Here is an 18382-nt window from a genome sequence, read left to right as displayed (position 1 = left end):
CACGCCAATGGTGGACGAGTGGGGCTGGTGCGCGGCGCGCAAGGCCGAGATCGTTACGGGCGAATCCTGGCGTATGCCTACGGGCGTAATGGCCACAATCTGCCGGCACAATTGCTGCGCGAGGGCTTGGGCTTTCACACGGCGATTGCGCCCAACAGCCGATTTGCAGGTTGCCTGGCCCAGGCCGAACGGGCGGCACGGCAGGCCCGGCTAGGCCTTTGGCAAGGCCGCCCGGTGATCGCCGCACGGGCCTTGCGACGCTCGGGCTTCGCCGTCGTCGCAGGCCGTGCAAGCCAGGTGCGGCGCAGCAACGGTGCACTGTCGTTGCAGCTTGAAGACTCGCTGCGCGTACGCATTCCCGCCCGTCTGCTACGCACTGCGCCGCGGGGCTTTGTGGATAACCTGAACGGGCGCCCGCTAGAGGTGCGCGGCTGGATCAAGACGACACGGGGTTCGGCCACAGACCCTGTTCGCTGGCAGTTGGAAATCACCGACTGGAGCATGCTCACATCCCTCGATGAGTAGAAATGTGTAGACATTAATCGCAAAGATTGTACACACTGGATCTTCCCTTCACCGCGAGGCATAGCACAAAGTCGTAGGCTAGGGGCCTTGACAGTTGTGACCGGGCAGTCTTGTCGCTCTCGGACACTTTGCGTATCCTCGGCGGCCCGTCAGAACAGTTAATAGCGGAATGCCCACCATGTCAGATCTTAAAACTGCCGCTCTCGAATACCATGCCAAGCCCCGTCCAGGAAAACTGAGCGTCGAGCTCACCAAGCCTACCGCTACCGCCCGTGATCTGGCGCTGGCCTACAGCCCAGGCGTGGCTGAACCGGTACGTGAAATCGGCCGTGACCCTGAGCTGGCGTACAAGTACACCGGCAAAGGCAATCTGGTTGCGGTGATCTCCGATGGCACCGCTATTCTCGGTCTGGGTGACCTTGGCCCACTGGCGTCCAAGCCGGTCATGGAAGGCAAGGGCGTGCTGTTCAAGCGCTTCGCCGGGATCGATGTGTTCGACATCGAAGTCGAGTCCGAAAGCCCGCAGGCCTTCATCGACACCGTGCGCCGCATCTCCATCACCTTTGGCGGCATCAACCTGGAAGACATCAAGGCGCCTGAGTGCTTCGAGATCGAGCGCACCCTGATCGAGCAGTGCGATATTCCGGTGTTCCACGATGACCAGCATGGCACCGCCATCGTGACCGCAGCCGGCATGATCAACGCCCTGGAAATCGCTGGCAAAACCCTGGAAGAGGCGCAGATCGTCTGCCTGGGCGCCGGCGCTGCGGCCATCTCCTGCATGAAGCTGCTGATCAGCATGGGTGCCAAGGTCGAAAACATCTTCATGATCGACCGCAACGGCGTGATCCACGCTGGCCGTGACGACTTGAACCAGTACAAGGCGCAGTTCGCTCACCCGACCGACAAGCGCACCTTGGCCGACGCTCTCAACGGTGCCGATGTGTTCGTGGGCCTGTCCGGCCCGAACCTGCTCAGCGCCGAAGGCCTGAAGTCGATGGCGGCCAATCCGATCGTGTTCGCCTGCTCCAACCCGGACCCGGAAATCAGCCCGGAACTGGCCCATGCCACCCGCAATGACGTGATCATGGCCACCGGTCGCTCCGACTACCCGAACCAGGTCAACAACGTGCTGGGCTTCCCCTTCATCTTCCGCGGCGCCCTGGACGTTCGCGCCAGCCGCATCAACGAAGAGATGAAGATCGCCGCCGCCATCGCCCTGAAAGAGCTGGCCAAGGAGCCGGTGCCCAAGGAAGTCTGCGAGGCCTACGGCGTTCAGGCCCTGGAGTTCGGTCGTGAGTACATCATTCCGAAACCCATGGACCCACGCCTGATCACCCTGGTCTCCGATGCCGTGGCCAAGGCGGCCATCGAATCGGGTGTCGCCACCCTGCCGTACCCGAAGAACTACCCGCTGAAAAGCGTGGATGACGTGTTCAACGGCTGATCCAGCACCATGAAAAAACCGGCTCACTGAGCCGGTTTTTTTTGGTCTGGATTACCGTGCAGGCCATCTGTCTTTGATTCAACGGCCACCCAAGAGGCTAGTGGGTGCTGCGCAGCAGCCCCAATGGCAGCCGCCAATCTCGGCCGTCATGACCCCAGCGTGCAAAGCCCGAGGTTTCGCAAGGCTCCCAGGGTCCAGCCCCTGTTCCCCATCTTCAAGCCCTTAGAACAAGTCCATCGGCGTCGCTTCATCCGCCGGCAGCGGGCTGCCCGGCGCGGTGCCGTTGCCCAGCTCGTCGCCATTGGGCGGTGAGTCTTCGGCCTTGAACAGTTCGAAGTAGGCGTTGGGCGTGCTTGGCGTTGCCGCACGTCCGCTGACCGGATCGACCCGCAGGCTGAGGATGCCCTGTGGCTCGGCCGGAGGATGGCTCGGCTTGTCCTTGAGCGCAGCGCCCATGAACTTCATCCAGATCGGTAGCGCAGCGGTGCCGCCATACTCGCGGCGGCCCAGGCTTTCGGGCTGGTCGAAGCCGACCCAGACCGTGGTCATGTAGTCGGCGTTATAGCCGGAGAACCAGGCATCCTTGGACTCGTTGGTGGTACCTGTCTTGCCAGCGAGGTCAGTGCGGCCCAGGGCCATGGCGCGGCGACCGGTGCCGCGCTTGATGACGTCCTGCAGCATGCTGGTGAGGATGTAGGTGGTACGGCCATCGATGATGCGTTCGGCCATCGCCGGAGCGGCTGGCGCGGCCACGGCCGCAGCACCTTCGCCCGTTGAGGCAGGGGCTTCGCCCGGCAGGCCGGTGGTGTCGATGGCCTGCTCCGGTGCGGCGATGCCGGCCTGGTCTTCACTGCCCTGCGGCACGCGCGGTGGGTTGGCGGTGAACAGGGTTTCGCCACTGCGACTTTCAATGCGCTCGACCAGGTACGGGCTGATCTTGTAGCCGCCGTTGGCGAACGTGCTCCAGCCCGTGGCGATCTCCAGCGGTGTCAGCGTGGCGGTGCCCAGGGCCAGCGACAGGTTTCGCGGCAGGTCCTGCTTGTTGAAGCCGAACTTGGCGATGTAGTCGATGGTGCGGTCGACACCCATGGCCTGCAGCAAGCGGATCGAGACCAGGTTGCGCGACTTGTACAAGGCTTCGCGCATACGGATCGGGCCGAGGAAGGTGTTGGTGTCGTTCTTCGGCCGCCAGACCTTGTCCACTGATTCATCGACGAACACGATTGGCGCATCGTTGACCAGGCTGGCCGCTGTATAGCCGCTGTCCAGCGCCGCGCTGTAGACGAACGGCTTGAAGCTCGAACCGGGCTGGCGCTTGGCCTGAGTGGCGCGGTTGTAGTTGCTCTGCTCGAACGAGAAGCCGCCCACCAGTGCACGAATGGCGCCACTGGCGGGGTCGAGCGTGACCAGCGCACTCTGCGCCACCGGCACCTGAGTGAACTTCAGCGTGCCATCGGTGAGGCGGTGCACGCGCACCAGGTCACCGACCTGCGCCACGTCTGCCGGCGACTGCGGAGCGCGGCCTTGCGCGTTGGTATTGATGTAAGGGCGTGCCCATTTCATCGAGTCCCAGGCAATGTGCTCGTCCTCGCCGGTACGGATCATGACCTTGATACCGGTCTTCTCGACCTGCGTGACGATGGCTGGCTCCAGGCCGCCCAGAGTGCGCTGCTTGGCCAGTTCGCTCAGCCATTCGGTGCGGCTCTTGCCGGGGAAGCGTGCCGCAGGGCCGCGGTAACCGTGGCGTTCGTCGTATTCGGAGAGGCCATCGCGCACGGCGCGGCTGGCCATGTCCTGCATGTCGCTGGACACGCTGGTGGTGACGCGGAAGCCTTCCGTATAAGCCTCGCTGCCATAACGGCCGACCATCTCGGCGCGCGCCATCTCGGCGATGTAGGGGGCATACACTTCCGGGGTCGGCACGTGATAGCTGGCATTGAGCGGCTCGGCGAGCGCGTTTTCATAGCTGGCCTGGTCGATCTTGCCGAGGCGATGCATGCGACCCAGGATCCAGTCCCGCCGCTCTTTGGCACGTACCGGGTTGGCCAGCGGGTTGAAGCGCGACGGCGCCTTGGGCAGGCCCGCGATCATGGCCATCTGCGCCAGGCTGACATCGCGGATCGACTTGCCGTAGTACACCTGCGCCGCCGCGTCGATACCGTAGGCGCGGTTGCCCAGGTAGATCTTGTTGACGTACAGCTCGAGGATCTCGTCCTTGGTCAGCTCACGTTCGATCTGCAGCGCCAGGAGAATCTCGTTGGTCTTGCGCGAGAAGCTGCGTTCACTGGTCAGGAAGAAGTTCTTCGCCACCTGCATGGTGATGGTGCTGCCACCGGTCTGGATATGCCCGGTTTTGACCAGCTGCGACGCGGCGCGCATGAGGCTGCCCGGGTCTACACCATAGTGGTTGAGGAAATTGTCGTCCTCGGCTGACAGAAGCGCCTGTATGAACTGTGGGGGAATTTCCGAAAAGCGGATGGGCGAGCGCCGCATCTCGCCGAATTCGGCAATCAGCTTGTCGTCGCTGCTGTACACCCTCAGGGGTATCTGCAACTGGATGCTTCTCAGCGAATCGACCGACGGAAGGTTGGGACTAAGATACAGAAACGCGCCGCTCAGACCGAGTACGAGCGAACAGATCACTGCAACGAAAGACCACCAGCAGAACTTCAACAGGCGTATCAAGGCTTTGGGGTGTCCAGGTTGAGGGGTGGGTTGCACGCGTCGGCGACAGGGAAAATCGCCGCGCATTATAAGCATTTTTCGCTTGACCGGGTGACCACCCGGGCAGTCGTCCGGCGGGCCACATGACGTTGGCCGGCAGGTACACACACACCACCCTTGAAGGAAAAAGCAATGCTTGGACGCATGGGCAGGGATGCCAGTTCACCCTTGGCGATACAAATCGCCCAAGACACCATCAGGATCCTGCAGTTGAGCGGTCGGCGCGTGCAGCCGCGAGTCAGCGCCTGGGCGCTCGAACGGCTGGAACCGCTTGCGCAAACGCTCTCTGCGCCTCGGGCGGATGCGTCATTGGAGTCGCTTCAGCCCCCGTTGCGTCGAGCGCTCGAGCACTGTGGCAGCCGTCACCGCCAGGCAGTGCTCGCACTACCGGCGGCGCAGGTCATGTGCAAGCGCTGTCGCCTGCCCGCAGGCCTGAACGAGGCTGCCCTCGAGCAACAGGTGCTGGCCCAGGCCGAACAGTTGTTTCCCATCTCGCTCGATGATCTCGCGCTGGACTTCCAGGTGCTCGGGCCGGCTGACACGCCTGGGCAGGTGGAGGTGCTGGTAGCCGCCTGCCGCCAGCACCTGCTCGATCCGCTCGAGGCGCTGTGCACAGCGGTGGGCCTTGAGCTGGTGGCGCTGGAAATCGACAGCCTGGCGCTACAGCGCGCCATGCCGGCTGCATCAGGTGCTCGTGCTGCGCTGCTGGAGCTGGAGGTGGGCAACACCGTGCTGCACAGCTGGCCCGACGCCGCCTCGCCACGCCAACAGCACCTGATGACTGCGCCCGAACAAGCGGACGACAGCAGCTGCCTGCCAGCACTTGGGCGGGCGCTGGGCATGGCAACGCCAGACCAGGAGCTCCGGGCGTTGTTCATCACCGGAGCGCTCGCCACGACAGCCGTCGCGCAACACCTGCAGGTGACGCTGGGCTTGCCATGCCAGATGCTCCCTGTGCTGGACGATCTGCACCTCGGCCATGCGGCGCGCAGGGCTCAGGCCGCCAGTATGGCGTTGCCCTACAGCCTGGCGCTGGGAGGGCTGCGCTGATGCTGCGCTTGAACCTGCTGCCTTGGCGAGAGCAGCGCCGCGCGGCTGCGGTGCGGCGTTTTCAACGATCACTGTTGGGCGGGGGTGTGGTCGCGCTTGCGTTGGTCCTGATGATCGATCAACTGGCGCAGGCGCGGGTGCGACAGCAGCAGGTGGTGAATGCCGCCCATCAGGCCAGTGCCGTGGCGCTGGAGCAGCAGGTGGAGCAGTTGCACGTGTTGATCGAACAGCGCCAGCAACTCGAACAGCGCCACGCAGGGCTGGACCGTCTGCGTGCCGGACAGGACGCCGTTCCGAGCATCCTGGCCGGGCTCGAGCAGGCCGCGCCCGCTGGCCTGCAACTGACCCGCCTGCACCTGAAGGACGGCCAGGTGAGCCTTGCGGGGCTGGCGGCAACGCCGGGATTGATCGCGCAGCTGGTCAGGGATATTCAGCGGTTGGCCGTGTTGCAGGACGTCGAAGTGAAGCAGATACGCAGCAGCCCGCAAGGCGACCGTTTCGAGCTGGTGGCGAAAGTGCCGGCCCGTTGGTCATGAAAGGGCTGGGCACGCTGGACTGGACCGCGCTTGCGACCCAGCCAGGCTGGGTGCGCCTGGCGCTGGTAGCGGGTCTCATGCTGGCGATCGTGCTTTGCGCCCATGTCTCCCGCCTGCACGCGCTGCGGCTATCCCTGGCTCATCTGCAGGATGTCGCGCTCGACCTGCAGCAGCGCCACAGCCAGGCCCAGACCCGCCTGCAACACCGGGCTGCCGAGCAGCAGGCGCTGCAAACGGCGCAACGGCACTTGCAAGAGGCGCGTTGGCGGCTGGCAGCGGGCGACGGTACCAGCGAACTGGTTGACCAGTTGACCCTGGCCGGTCATGAGCACGGACTGACGTTCGAGCAGATCACCCTCAACCCACAACCGCCTGAGCAGGACTTTCGCCCAGCGTCGTTGGAATTGCGTGTGCGGGGTGCGTATCCAGGCCTGCGCGGCTGGTTGGACAGCTGGCTGGCGCAGCTGCGGGTGCTGCGCATCGGTGAAATGATGCTGACGCAATCGACCACCCACCCCGGGCGGGTCGAGGCCCGGCTCGTTGTTCAGACCTACCATCCCGGCGAGGACCTCGACACCCCGTTGTCATTGGCTCACGAGCCGGCGCGCAGTCGAGCCTCCAGGGTTGCGCACAACCTGTTCCAGCCCTGGGCCCGTCAGCGCACCAGCACAGACCTCAGTCGGGTGCCATTGGAGCAGATGGAGCTGGTCGGCAGCCTGTTTCAAGGCGGGCAGCGACAGGCCGTCCTCGTCTCGGCTGGACGGCTCTACCGCGTCCGTCTCGGCGATCGCCTGGGGCCGCATCAAGGCCGGGTCGTGGCGCTGGAAGAACGGCATTTGGTGGTTCGCACGCGGCTCTACATCGGAGATACCTGGCAGGAGCGCAGCAGGACGCTGTCGCTTCGACACGTTGCAGATCAAAGGGGCAAGGAAGATGCTGAGGACAAGGACGTGGTGGGCGCTGGCAGCACTGTTGACGATTGGCAGCTTGCCGTGGGCCCTGGCTGAAGAAGGGCCGTTGTCGCTGAATTTTCAGGATGTGGAGGTACGCTCGGTCCTGCAGGTGCTGGCCGATCATGCCGCTATCAACCTGGTTGCCAGTGACAGCGTACAGGGGCGTATCACCCTGCGCTTGGACGCGGTGCCATGGGAACAGGCGCTTGACCTGGTATTGCGCAGCAAAGGGCTGGGCCGGCGCCAGGAAGGTAATGTCTTGTTGGTGGCGCCGGTGAGCGAATTGCTCGAGCAGTCCAGGGACGATCACGCGGGGCGTGCGCTGCACGCTCAGTCACAGCCATTGCAGCGCGAGCTGCTGCCGGTTCGCCATGCCAATGCTGCAGACCTGGCTGACCTGCTGCTGACCACCACCTCGCTCGGCCAACCGAGCGAGGTCGGTGCCGGGAGCCTGACTGCGGATGTGCGTACCAACACGCTGATTCTCCACCAGACCGCCGAGCGCATGAGCGAGCTGCGGGCACTGATCGCCCAGCTCGATGTACCGGTGCGCCAGGTGATGATCGAAGCGCGCATCGTCGAGGTCAGCGTCGATCGCGAGCAGGGCCTGGGGGTGCGTTGGGGCGCTGGCCTGCATCACGAGCGCGTGCGTGCCGGCAAGGAGCTGTTCGTCGACCTCGGCGTACAGCGACCGGCCGGCGTGCTCGGCCTGGGGCTTTTGCGCGGCGATCACCTGCTTGACCTCGAGTTGAGCGCCATGGAAAGAAACGGCACCGCCGAAATCATCTCCCAGCCCAAGGTGTTCACGGCCGACAAGGAAACGGCGCGCATCCTCAAAGGCACCGAGGTGCCGTATCAGGAGACCAGCAAGAGCGGCGCGACCTCCACTTCGTTTCGCGAAGCGTCGCTGTCGTTGGAAGTCACGCCGCAGATCACGCCCGATGGCAGCGTCATCATGACGGTGAGGGTGACCAAAGATGAGCCGGATTTCGTCAATGCACTGAACGATGTACCGCCGATCCGCAAGAACGAGGTGAATGCCAAGGTTCGTGTCACCGATGGCGATACCGTGGTGATTGGCGGTGTATATTCGACGTCGCAAAACAAAGTGGTCGACAAGGTGCCATTTCTTGGCGATCTACCGTATGTTGGGCGGCTGTTTCGACGCGATGCATTACAAGAGAAAAAATCCGAGCTGCTGGTCTTTCTGACTCCGCGTATCATGGGGGACCAGGCGATTGCTGTGAGTCGTTGATTCCGTGCGAAATATGATACTTGTGGGGCCCATGGGCGCTGGAAAGAGCACCATCGGACGCTTGTTGGCCAAAGAGTTGCGCCTGTTATTCAAAGATTCCGACAAGGAAATCGAATTGCGTACAGGTGCCAATATTCCGTGGATCTTCGACAAGGAAGGCGAGCCTGGTTTTCGTGATCGCGAGCAGGCGATGATCTGTGAACTGTGCGACCTCGAAGGCGTGGTACTGGCCACTGGCGGCGGTGTCGTCATGCGCGACGCCAATCGCGCGGCGCTGCGTCAGGGCGGACGGGTCATCTATCTGCACGCTTCGGTGGAACAGCAAGTCGGGCGCACTGCCCGTGATCGCAATCGGCCGCTGCTTCGCTCCGGCAATCCCGAAGCCACCTTGCGCTCGCTGCTGGAACTGCGCGACCCGCTCTACCGCGAGATCGCCGACCTGGTCGTGGAGACCGACGAGCGACCCCCAAGAATGGTCGTGCTCGACATTCTCGAACGGCTTGAAAAGTTGCCGCCCCGGTAAGCCGGGTCTATTCTCGGCGACCACTGCCGAGACGGGTTAAACGTTAGCGCACGGGTCGCCTGGATGATTCCGTGCATTACCACTTGTGGGGATACATGCAGACACTGAAGGTCGACCTGGGCGAGCGAAGCTACCCGATCTACATTGGCGAAGGCCTGCTGGACCAGCCTGAATTGCTCGCGCCACACATCGCTGGGCGGCAAGTTGCAATCGTCTCCAACGACACCGTCGCACCGCTGTATCTCGAACGCCTTGCACGCACATTGGGCGCCTACACGGTACTGCCCGTGGTGCTTCCCGATGGCGAAGCGCACAAGAACTGGGAAACCCTGCAACTGATCTTCGATGCCCTGCTCAGCGCCCGGCACGATCGCCGCACCACGGTCGTCGCCCTCGGCGGCGGAGTGATCGGTGACATGGCCGGCTTTGCTGCAGCGTGCTACCAGCGTGGCGTCGATTTCATTCAGGTGCCGACCACCCTGTTGTCCCAGGTCGATTCCTCGGTCGGTGGCAAGACCGGCATCAACCACCCGCTGGGCAAGAACATGGTCGGTGCGTTCTACCAGCCCAACGCGGTGCTGATCGACACCACCAGCCTGAACACCTTGCCGCCACGCGAACTGTCGGCCGGCCTGGCAGAGGTGATCAAGTACGGGCTGATCTGCGACGAGCCATTCCTGACCTGGCTCGAACAGCACATGCCTGCCTTGCGTGAACTGGACCCGGCCACCCTTACCGATGCCATTGCGCGCTCCTGCGCAGCCAAGGCCGCCGTCGTGGGCGCCGATGAGCGCGAATCGGGCGTGCGCGCTACCCTCAACCTTGGCCACACGTTCGGCCACGCCATCGAAACCCATATGGGCTACGGCGTGTGGCTGCACGGTGAGGCCGTCGCTGCCGGCACGGTAATGGCGCTGGAAATGTCCATGCGCCTGGGCTGGATCGGCGAGGCGGAACGTGATCGCGGTATCCGCCTGATGCAGGCTGCCGGGCTGCCGGTGGTACCACCCACGGAAATGACCCCTGCCGATTTCATGCAGCACATGGCGGTCGACAAAAAGGTGCTGGATGGGCGTTTGCGCTTGGTACTGTTGCGCCAGATGGGCGAAGCCGTAGTGACCGACGACTATCCGACAGAGATTCTCCAGGCCACGCTGGCGGCGGATTACCGCGCCATCGTGTCCCAGCTTTGAGGTTGTGACAGCGCAATGACCAGTTTGCATGCCGACGAGGCCTTCCTCGACCATTACCAGTTGAGCCACGATCCGTTCGCGCCGCGCGTGCCGGGTTTCAAATTCTTCCCCGCCCAGCGCAAACCGGTGCTGGGCCAGTTGCACCATCTGGCCCGTTACAGCCATCTGCTGCTGGTCGTCACCGGCCCGTTGGGCAGCGGCAAGACCTTGCTGCGCCAGGCCCTGGTCGCCAGCACCAACAAGCAGTCGGTACAGAGCGTGGTGGTGTCGGCCCGGGGTGCCACGGACGCGGCCAGTGTCCTGGGCCAGGTGGCGCAGTCGCTGAACGTGGCCAAGGCCGAAGTGCAGGCCATCCTGTCGCAGGTCGTGCAGCTGGCGTTGACCGGGCAGGAAGTCTATCTGCTGATGGACGATGCGGAACAACTCGACGAGTCGGCACTCCAAGCGTTGCTGGAGTTGGCCGCCGGTGTCTCGCAAGGCCGTCCGCACGTGTTTCTGTTCGCTGAGCCTTCCTTGATTGCGCGTCTGGACGAGTTCAGCGCAGAGGAAGAGCGTTTCCATGTCATCGAGCTGGAGCCGTACACCGAGGACGAAACCCGTGAATACCTCGAGCAGCGCCTGGAAGGCGCGGGCCGGGGTGTCGACGTGTTCACCCGCGAGCAGTTGGCCGACATCCACGAAAACTCGGACGGTTGGCCTGGGGTCATCAACCAGGTCGCCCGCGATACCTTGATCGAAGCCATGATCGCCAGCCGCACTGCGGTGAAACGACCAACCATGGGGTTCACTATGCCGAAGAAACATGTCCTGGCGCTGTCTGCTGTCGTCGTGGTCGCTGTTGCCGCCGCTGTGCTGATGCCGAAGAAAGGCGACAAGCCGACTCAGGAGCCGGTCGCTCAAAGCCAGGAGAAAGATGCTTCGGGTAATCCGTCCATCGAATTCTCCGGTACCACCAAGCCACTGCCGCTGGGTGGCCAGCAGCCGGTGATGCGCGAGCCGTTGGCCGAGGCTGCCGGCATGGGTGATGGCGAGGAAGGCGGACCGGCGAGCAACACGCCGCCACAGCCATCCAGCCCGCAGCCGTCTGTTCCGCCGACCGTCACCACCACGGCACCGCCGCAGGGTATGGCGGCCGGGCCTGCGCCAACGCCGGCGCAACCGGCAACCACGGCCCCTGCGCAAAAGCCGGTGACCACGCAGCCTGCTCAAGCGGCCAAGCCGGCCACGCCGGCTGCCAAGCCTGTACAACAGGCCCCGGTGCAGATCGCCAAAGCGGCACCCGCCGTCAAGCCTGCCGAGAAGCCAGCCGCTGCGGCCCCTGGCGGCAACGGCAACAGCAGCTGGTACAGCAGCCAGAAAGCCGGCAACTTCGTCGTACAGATCCTGGGTACCAGCTCCGAAGCGTCGGCTCAGGCCTTCGTCAAGGCCCAGGGTGGTGAGTACCGCTACTTCAAGAAATCGCTGCAGGGCAAGCCACTGTACGTGGTCACCTATGGTAATTTCGCCAGCCGTGATGCGGCAGTGGCCGCTATCAAGAACTTGCCAGACAAGGTTCAGGCTGGTAAACCTTGGCCTCGTTCCGTCGCCAGCGTCCAACAAGAGCTGGCCTCGGCCCGCTGATCCTGCCGGGCGGCATCACCCCGCCGCCCAGTTGCTGAGCGATTCCTGACTCCCCAGCCTGCTGCAACCCCATGCGGCAGGCTTTTCTGTCCCAGACTGCCGGCCACAAGCCATCCACGCAGTATTGGCTGAACCGCTTCAGGCTGTACCGTGCCGCACCCAGGCATCTCGTACGAAAACATTCAAAAATGCGACATAAATTTTCAATCAGGCGACACGAAAATTTGTGGGCGTGACTGTCGCTGTGCAACAATGAAATTCAATGGCCCCACGAAAAAAGCTGGCAATCGACCAGGGTGGTAGTCAAGTGATTGATCTAAAAAGAGTTTAGCCTTCGTCGAGAGGCGAACCTGGTGAGAATGTGTCTATGAAAACAGGTCTGTACCGCCCCGAAGAATTCAAGGACAACTGTGGTTTTGGCCTGATCGCCCATATGACGGGCGAACCCAGTCACCACCTCCTGCAAACCGCCATGCAGGCGTTGACCTGCATGACCCACCGCGGTGGCATCAACGCTGACGGCAAGACCGGCGACGGTTGCGGCCTGCTGATGCAGAAGCCCGACCAGTTCCTGCGCGCCACGGCCCAGCAGCACTTCGCCGTCGAGCTGCCCAAGCAGTACGCCGTGGGCATGGTGTTCCTCAATCAGGACCCGATCAAAGCCGAAGCCGCGCGCGCCAACATGGACCGCGAAATCCTCGCCGCCGGCCTCAACCTGGTCGGCTGGCGCAAAGTGCCGATCGACACCAGCGTGCTCGGCCGCCTGGCCCTGGAGCGCCTGCCGCAGATCGAGCAGGTGTTCATCGGCGGTGAAGGCCTGAGTGACCAGGACTTCGCCATCAAGCTGTTCAGTGCCCGTCGTCGCTCGTCGGTGGCCAACGCCCATGACAGCGATCACTACATCTGCAGCTTTTCCCACAAGACCATCATCTATAAAGGCCTGATGATGCCGCGCGACCTCGCGGCCTTCTATCCGGACCTCGGTGACGAGCGCCTGCAAACCGCGATCTGCGTGTTCCACCAGCGCTTCTCCACCAACACCTTGCCGAAGTGGCCGCTGGCCCAGCCGTTCCGCTTCCTCGCCCACAACGGCGAGATCAACACCATCACCGGCAACCGCAACTGGGCCATGGCCCGTCGCACCAAGTTCGCCAACGACCTGATCCCTGATCTGGAAGAGCTCGGCCCGCTGGTCAACCGCGTGGGTTCGGACTCCTCGAGCATGGACAACATGCTCGAACTGATGGTGACCGGCGGCATCGACCTGTTCCGCGGCGTGCGCATGCTGGTACCGCCCGCCTGGCAGAACGTCGAGACCATGGACGCCGATCTGCGCGCCTTCTACGAATACAACTCCATGCATATGGAACCGTGGGATGGCCCGGCCGGGATCGTCATGACCGAAGGCCGCCATGCGGTGTGCCTGCTCGACCGTAACGGCCTGCGCCCGGCGCGCTGGGTGACCACCAAGAACGGCTACATCACCCTGGCTTCGGAAATCGGCGTCTGGGGTTATCAACCCGAAGACGTCATCGCCAAGGGCCGGGTCGGCCCAGGCCAGATTTTCGCCGTGGACACCGAGACCGGGCAGATCCTCGACACCGACGCCATCGACAACCGCCTCAAGTCGCGCCACCCGTACAAGCGCTGGTTGCGTCAGCACGCCACGCGCATTCAGGCGACCCTGACCGACGACCAGGGCGTGGCCAGCCTCGACACTGACCAGCTCAAGCAATACATGAAGATGTTCCAGGTCACCTTCGAAGAGCGTGACCAGGTGCTGCGTCCACTGGGCGAGCAGGGCCAGGAAGCGGTCGGCTCGATGGGTGACGACACGCCCATGGCCGTGCTGTCGCAGCGCGTGCGCTCGCCGTACGACTTCTTCCGCCAGCAGTTCGCCCAGGTCACCAACCCGCCGATCGACCCGCTGCGCGAAGCGATCGTGATGTCGCTGGAAATCTGCCTGGGCGCCGAGCGCAACATCTTCCAGGAATCCCCCGAGCACGCCTCGCGGGTGATCCTCAGTTCGCCGGTCGTGTCGCCCGCCAAGTGGCGCACGCTGATGACCCTGGAGCGCGACGGCTTCGAGCGTCAGCACATCGACCTCAACTACGACGTCAGCGTCGGCCTGGAAGCGGCGGTGCGCAACATCGCCGATCAGGCCGAAGAAGCGGTGCGCAGTGGCAAGACCCAACTGGTGCTGAGCGACCGTCTGATCGCCCAGGGGCGCCTGCCGGTACACGCCTCCCTGGCGGTCGGCGCGGTGCACCATCGCCTGACCGAAAAGGGCCTGCGCTGCGACAGCAATATCCTCGTGGAAACCGCCACCGCCCGCGACCCGCATCACTTCGCCGTGCTTCTGGGCTTCGGTGCCTCGGCGGTGTACCCGTACCTGGCCTATGAAGTGCTCGCCGACCTGATTCGCACCGGTGAAGTGCTGGGCGACCTGGACGAAGTCTTCAAGTACTACCGCAAGGGCATCTCCAAGGGCCTGCTGAAAATCCTCTCGAAGATGGGGATTTCCACCGTCGGTTCCTACCGCGGCGCGCAGCTGTTCGAGGCCATTGGCCTGTCGAGCGATGTGGTCGACCTGAGCTTCAAAGGTGTCCCGAGCCGGATTCAGGGCGCGCGTTTCGTCGACCTGGAAAACGACCAGAAACTGCTGGCCGCCGAGGCCTGGAGCGCGCGCAAGCCGATCCAGCAAGGTGGCCTGCTGAAGTTCGTGCACGGCGGCGAATACCACGCCTACAACCCCGACGTGGTGAACACCTTGCAGGCCGCCGTGCAGCAGGGTGACTACGCGCGCTTCAAGGAATACACCGCGCTGGTCGACAAGCGCCCGGTGTCGATGATCCGTGACCTGCTCAAGGTCAAGGTCGCCGACCAGGCGCTGGACCTGGCCGAGATCGAGCCGCTGGAAGCCATCCTCAAGCGCTTCGACTCGGCCGGTATTTCCCTCGGCGCCTTGTCGCCGGAAGCCCACGAAGCGCTGGCCGAGGCGATGAATCGCCTGGGCGCACGCTCGAACTCCGGTGAGGGCGGTGAAGACCCGGCCCGCTATGGCACCGTGCGCAGCTCGAAGATCAAGCAGGTGGCCACCGGCCGCTTCGGCGTGACCCCGGAATACCTGGTCAACGCCGAAGTGTTGCAGATCAAGGTCGCCCAGGGCGCCAAGCCAGGCGAGGGCGGCCAGCTGCCGGGCGGCAAGGTCAATGGCCTGATCGCCAAGCTGCGCTACGCCGTACCGGGCGTAACGCTGATTTCGCCACCGCCGCACCATGACATCTATTCGATCGAAGACCTCTCGCAGCTGATCTATGACCTCAAGCAGGTCAACCCGCTGGCGCTGGTCTCGGTCAAGCTGGTCGCCGAAGCCGGCGTCGGCACCATCGCCGCGGGTGTGGCCAAGGCTTACGCTGACCTCATCACCATCTCCGGCTACGACGGCGGGACTGGCGCGTCACCACTGACCTCGATCAAGTACGCCGGCGCGCCGTGGGAACTGGGCCTGGCCGAAACCCACCAGACCCTGCGCGGCAATGACCTGCGCGGCAAGGTGCGGGTGCAGACCGACGGCGGCCTGAAGACCGGCCTGGACGTGATCAAGGCGGCCATTCTCGGCGCCGAAAGCTTCGGCTTCGGCACCGCACCGATGATCGCCCTGGGCTGCAAATACCTGCGCATCTGCCACCTGAACAACTGCGCCACGGGCGTGGCGACGCAGAACGAGAAGCTGCGCAAGGATCACTACATCGGCACCGTCGACATGGTGATCAATTTCTTCACCTTCGTCGCTGAAGAAACCCGCGAGTGGCTGGCCAAACTGGGCGTGCGCAGCCTCGGCGAGCTGATCGGGCGCACCGACCTGCTCGACGTACTGCCGGGTGACACCGAACGCCAGCAGTACCTGGACCTCACGCCGCTGCTCGGCAGCTCGCACATTCCGGCCGACAAACCGCAGTTCTGCGAAGTCGAGAAGAACCCGCCGTTCGACAAGGGCGAGCTGGCCGAGCGCATGGTGGAAATGGCCTTGCCGGCCATCCGCGATCAGGCCGGTGGCGAGTTCACGCTGGACATCTGCAACTGCGACCGCTCCATCGGTGCGCGTATTTCCGGCGAGATCGCCCGGCTGTACGGCAACCAGGGCATGGCCGCCAAGCCGGTGACCTTCCGCTTCAAAGGCACCGCCGGACAGAGCTTCGGCGTGTGGAACGCCGGCGGCCTGAACATGCGCCTGGAAGGTGATGCCAACGACTACGTGGGCAAGGGCATGACCGGCGGCAAGCTGACCATCGTGCCGCCAGCGGGCAGCCCGTTTGCAACGCAACACAGCGCCATCGTCGGCAACACCTGCCTGTACGGCGCCACCGGCGGCAAGCTGTTCGCCGCTGGCACCGCAGGCGAGCGCTTTGCGGTGCGCAACTCCGGTGCCCACACCGTGGTCGAGGGCACTGGCGATCACTGCTGTGAATACATGACGGGCGGTTTTGTCTGCGTGCTGGGCAAGACCGGTTACAACTTCGGATCTGGCATGACGGGCGGTTTCGCCTACGTGCTCGACATGGACAACTCCTTCGTCGACAAGCTGAACCACGAGCTGGTGGAAATCCAGCGCATCAGTGGCGAAGCGATGGAGGCCTACCGCACCCACCTGGCGCGGGTCCTTGCCGAATACGTGGAAGAAACCGACAGCGAATGGGGGCGCGAGCTCTCGGAGAACCTGGACGACTACGTGCGGCGATTCTGGTTGGTCAAGCCCAAGGCGGCCACCCTCAAGCAACTGCTGTCCAGCACCCGCGCCAACCCGCAGTAAAAGCAGCTGCAAGTGGCAAGCCCCCAGCTGCGATCAGAAGCAGCACGGGGTTTGCCCGGCTTACGTGATCGTCTTGCAGTGTGCAGCCTGAGCGTGCACCTGCTGTGAAGAGGTTTTGAAACATGGCTGAACGTCTGAGTAACGACTTCCAGTTCATCGAAGTAGGGCGCAAAGACCCGAAGAAAAAGCTGCTGCGCCAGCGCAAGAAAGAGTTCGTGGAAATCTACGAGCCCTTCAAGCCGCAGCAATCGGTCGAACAGGCCCATCGCTGCCTGGGGTGTGGTAACCCGTACTGCGAATGGAAATGCCCGGTTCACAACTTCATCCCCAACTGGTTGAAGCTGGTGTCCGAAGGCAACATCCTCGCGGCGGCCGAGCTGTCTCACCAGACCAACACCCTGCCGGAAGTGTGCGGCCGGGTGTGCCCGCAAGACCGCCTGTGCGAAGGCGCCTGCACGCTGAACGATGGCTTCGGCGCGGTGACCATCGGTTCGGTCGAGAAATACATCACCGACACCGCCTTCGCCATGGGCTGGCGTCCGGACATGTCCGGCGTCAAACCGACCGGCAAGCGCGTCGCGATCATCGGTGCGGGCCCTGCGGGCCTGGGCTGCGCCGATGTGCTGGTGCGTGCCGGTGTGACCCCGGTGGTGTTCGACAAGAACCCGGAGATTGGCGGCCTGCTGACCTTCGGCATTCCTGAGTTCAAGCTGGAAAAGAGCGTATTGAGCCATCGCCGCGAAGTCTTCACCGGCATGGGCATCGAGTTCCGCCTCAACACCGAGGTGGGCCGCGACGTTACCGTGGAGCAACTGCTGGCCGATTACGACGCCGTGTTCATGGGCATGGGCACCTACACCTACATGAAGGGCGGCTTCCCCGGTGAAGACTTGCCAGGGGTGCACGATGCGTTGGACTTCCTCGTTGCCAACGTCAACCGCAACCTGGGTTTCGAGAAGTGCGCCGAAGACTTCATCGACATGCAGGGCAAGACCGTGGTCGTGCTTGGGGGTGGTGATACCGCGATGGACTGCAACCGCACCTCGATCCGCCAGGGTGCCGGCAGCGTGACCTGCGCCTATCGCCGCGACGAGGCGAACATGCCCGGCTCGCGCAAAGAGGTGAAGAACGCCAAGGAAGAAGGGGTCAAGTTCCTCTACAACCGCCAGCCGATCGCGATCGTCGGGGAAGACAAGGTCGAGGGTGTGAAGGTGGTCGAAACCCGCCTTGGCGAGCCCGATGCCCGGGGCCGCCGCAGCCCGGAGCCGATCCCGGGTTCCGAGCAGATCCTGCCGGCGGATGCCGTGGTGATCGCCTTCGGCTTCCGCCCGAGCCCTGCGCCGTGGTTCGAGCAGTTCGCCATCCAGACGGACAGCCAGGGCCGCGTCGTTGCGCCCGAAGCGGGCCGCTTCAAGCACCAGACCAGCAACCCGAAGATCTTCGCCGGGGGCGACATGGTGCGGGGCTCGGACCTGGTGGTGACAGCGATCTTCGAAGGTCGTACGGCCGCTGAAGGGATTCTGGATTACCTGGAGGTCTGACGGGGCGCGTGGTAGCGGCTGTACCGGGTGGGCTGCGCCGCCCATCGCGGCTGAAGCCGCTACCCGGACGGCTAATGCCTATCAAGAAAACGGCGTCTGGCGTGGCATCTGTTGGAGCGGCCGGTCCGGCCGCTCCTACGGACCGCATTTGTGGGAGCGGCTTTAGCCGCGATGGGCGGCGCAGCCGACCCAGGGCTGCAAC

General features: G+C 63.8%; 12 protein-coding genes. 11 read left to right on the top strand and 1 reads right to left on the bottom strand.

Going from position 1 to position 18382, the window contains the following annotated elements:
- Nucleotides 1-525: thermonuclease family protein (locus RT028_RS09255; protein ID WP_312934416.1), on the top strand; the 525-nt coding region annotated here is incomplete at its 5' end.
- 178 nt (nt 526-703) lie between these two features.
- Entirely contained in the window at nt 704-1972 is a 1269-nt protein-coding gene (locus tag RT028_RS09250; RefSeq protein WP_312934415.1) for a malic enzyme-like NAD(P)-binding protein, read from the top strand.
- Between the two features lie 222 nt (nt 1973-2194).
- Here RT028_RS09250 and RT028_RS09245 read toward each other — a convergent pair whose 3' ends face one another.
- Nucleotides 2195-4657, bottom strand: a complete 2463-nt coding sequence (locus tag RT028_RS09245) for a penicillin-binding protein 1A (RefSeq protein WP_312934414.1) — start codon at nt 4655-4657, stop codon at nt 2195-2197.
- A 171-nt stretch (nt 4658-4828) separates the two neighbouring features.
- Between RT028_RS09245 and pilM the strand changes: the two genes are divergently transcribed.
- The 9 genes from pilM to RT028_RS09200 all read left to right on the top strand — a co-directional run bounded on the left by pilM (nt 4829) and on the right by RT028_RS09200 (nt 18180).
- Entirely contained in the window at nt 4829-5746 is a 918-nt protein-coding gene (gene pilM, locus RT028_RS09240) for a type IV pilus biogenesis protein PilM (protein WP_312934413.1), read from the top strand.
- The gene (locus RT028_RS09235) at nt 5746-6282 is read left to right on the top strand and encodes a PilN domain-containing protein (RefSeq protein ID WP_312934412.1); all 537 of its coding nucleotides are present in this window, start codon (nt 5746-5748) and stop codon (nt 6280-6282) included. The genes pilM and RT028_RS09235 overlap by 1 nt, the downstream gene beginning before the upstream one ends.
- The gene (locus tag RT028_RS09230; protein ID WP_312934411.1) at nt 6279-7289 is read left to right on the top strand and encodes a pilus assembly protein PilP; all 1011 of its coding nucleotides are present in this window, start codon (nt 6279-6281) and stop codon (nt 7287-7289) included. The genes RT028_RS09235 and RT028_RS09230 overlap by 4 nt, the downstream gene beginning before the upstream one ends.
- Nucleotides 7216-8490 (top strand): type IV pilus secretin PilQ, encoded by a 1275-nt coding sequence (locus RT028_RS09225; RefSeq protein WP_312934410.1) that lies wholly within the window; start codon nt 7216-7218, stop codon nt 8488-8490. The genes RT028_RS09230 and RT028_RS09225 overlap by 74 nt, the downstream gene beginning before the upstream one ends.
- A 4-nt stretch (nt 8491-8494) precedes the next feature.
- The gene (gene aroK, locus RT028_RS09220; protein ID WP_312934409.1) at nt 8495-9013 is read left to right on the top strand and encodes a shikimate kinase AroK; all 519 of its coding nucleotides are present in this window, start codon (nt 8495-8497) and stop codon (nt 9011-9013) included.
- A 95-nt stretch (nt 9014-9108) separates the two neighbouring features.
- Nucleotides 9109-10206 carry a 3-dehydroquinate synthase gene (gene aroB / locus RT028_RS09215; RefSeq protein WP_312934408.1) on the top strand — a complete coding sequence of 366 codons (1098 nt, stop codon included), beginning with the start codon at nt 9109-9111 and terminating at the stop codon, nt 10204-10206.
- Between the two features lie 15 nt (nt 10207-10221).
- Nucleotides 10222-11826 carry an AAA family ATPase gene (locus tag RT028_RS09210; protein WP_312934407.1) on the top strand — a complete coding sequence of 535 codons (1605 nt, stop codon included), beginning with the start codon at nt 10222-10224 and terminating at the stop codon, nt 11824-11826.
- 367 nt (nt 11827-12193) lie between these two features.
- Complete coding sequence (gene gltB, locus RT028_RS09205) at nt 12194-16639, top strand: glutamate synthase large subunit (RefSeq protein WP_312934406.1); 4446 nt, start codon at nt 12194-12196, stop codon at nt 16637-16639.
- 122 nt (nt 16640-16761) lie between these two features.
- Nucleotides 16762-18180, top strand: a complete 1419-nt coding sequence (locus RT028_RS09200; protein ID WP_312934405.1) for an FAD-dependent oxidoreductase — start codon at nt 16762-16764, stop codon at nt 18178-18180.
- Nucleotides 18181-18382 lie beyond the last annotated feature (202 nt).

Origin of the sequence: Pseudomonas sp., from assembly GCF_032058845.1 — a bacterium.
In the GTDB taxonomy this organism is placed as follows: Bacteria; Pseudomonadota; Gammaproteobacteria; order Pseudomonadales; family Pseudomonadaceae; genus Aquipseudomonas.
This window is presented reverse-complemented; position numbering and strand designations above follow the sequence as displayed.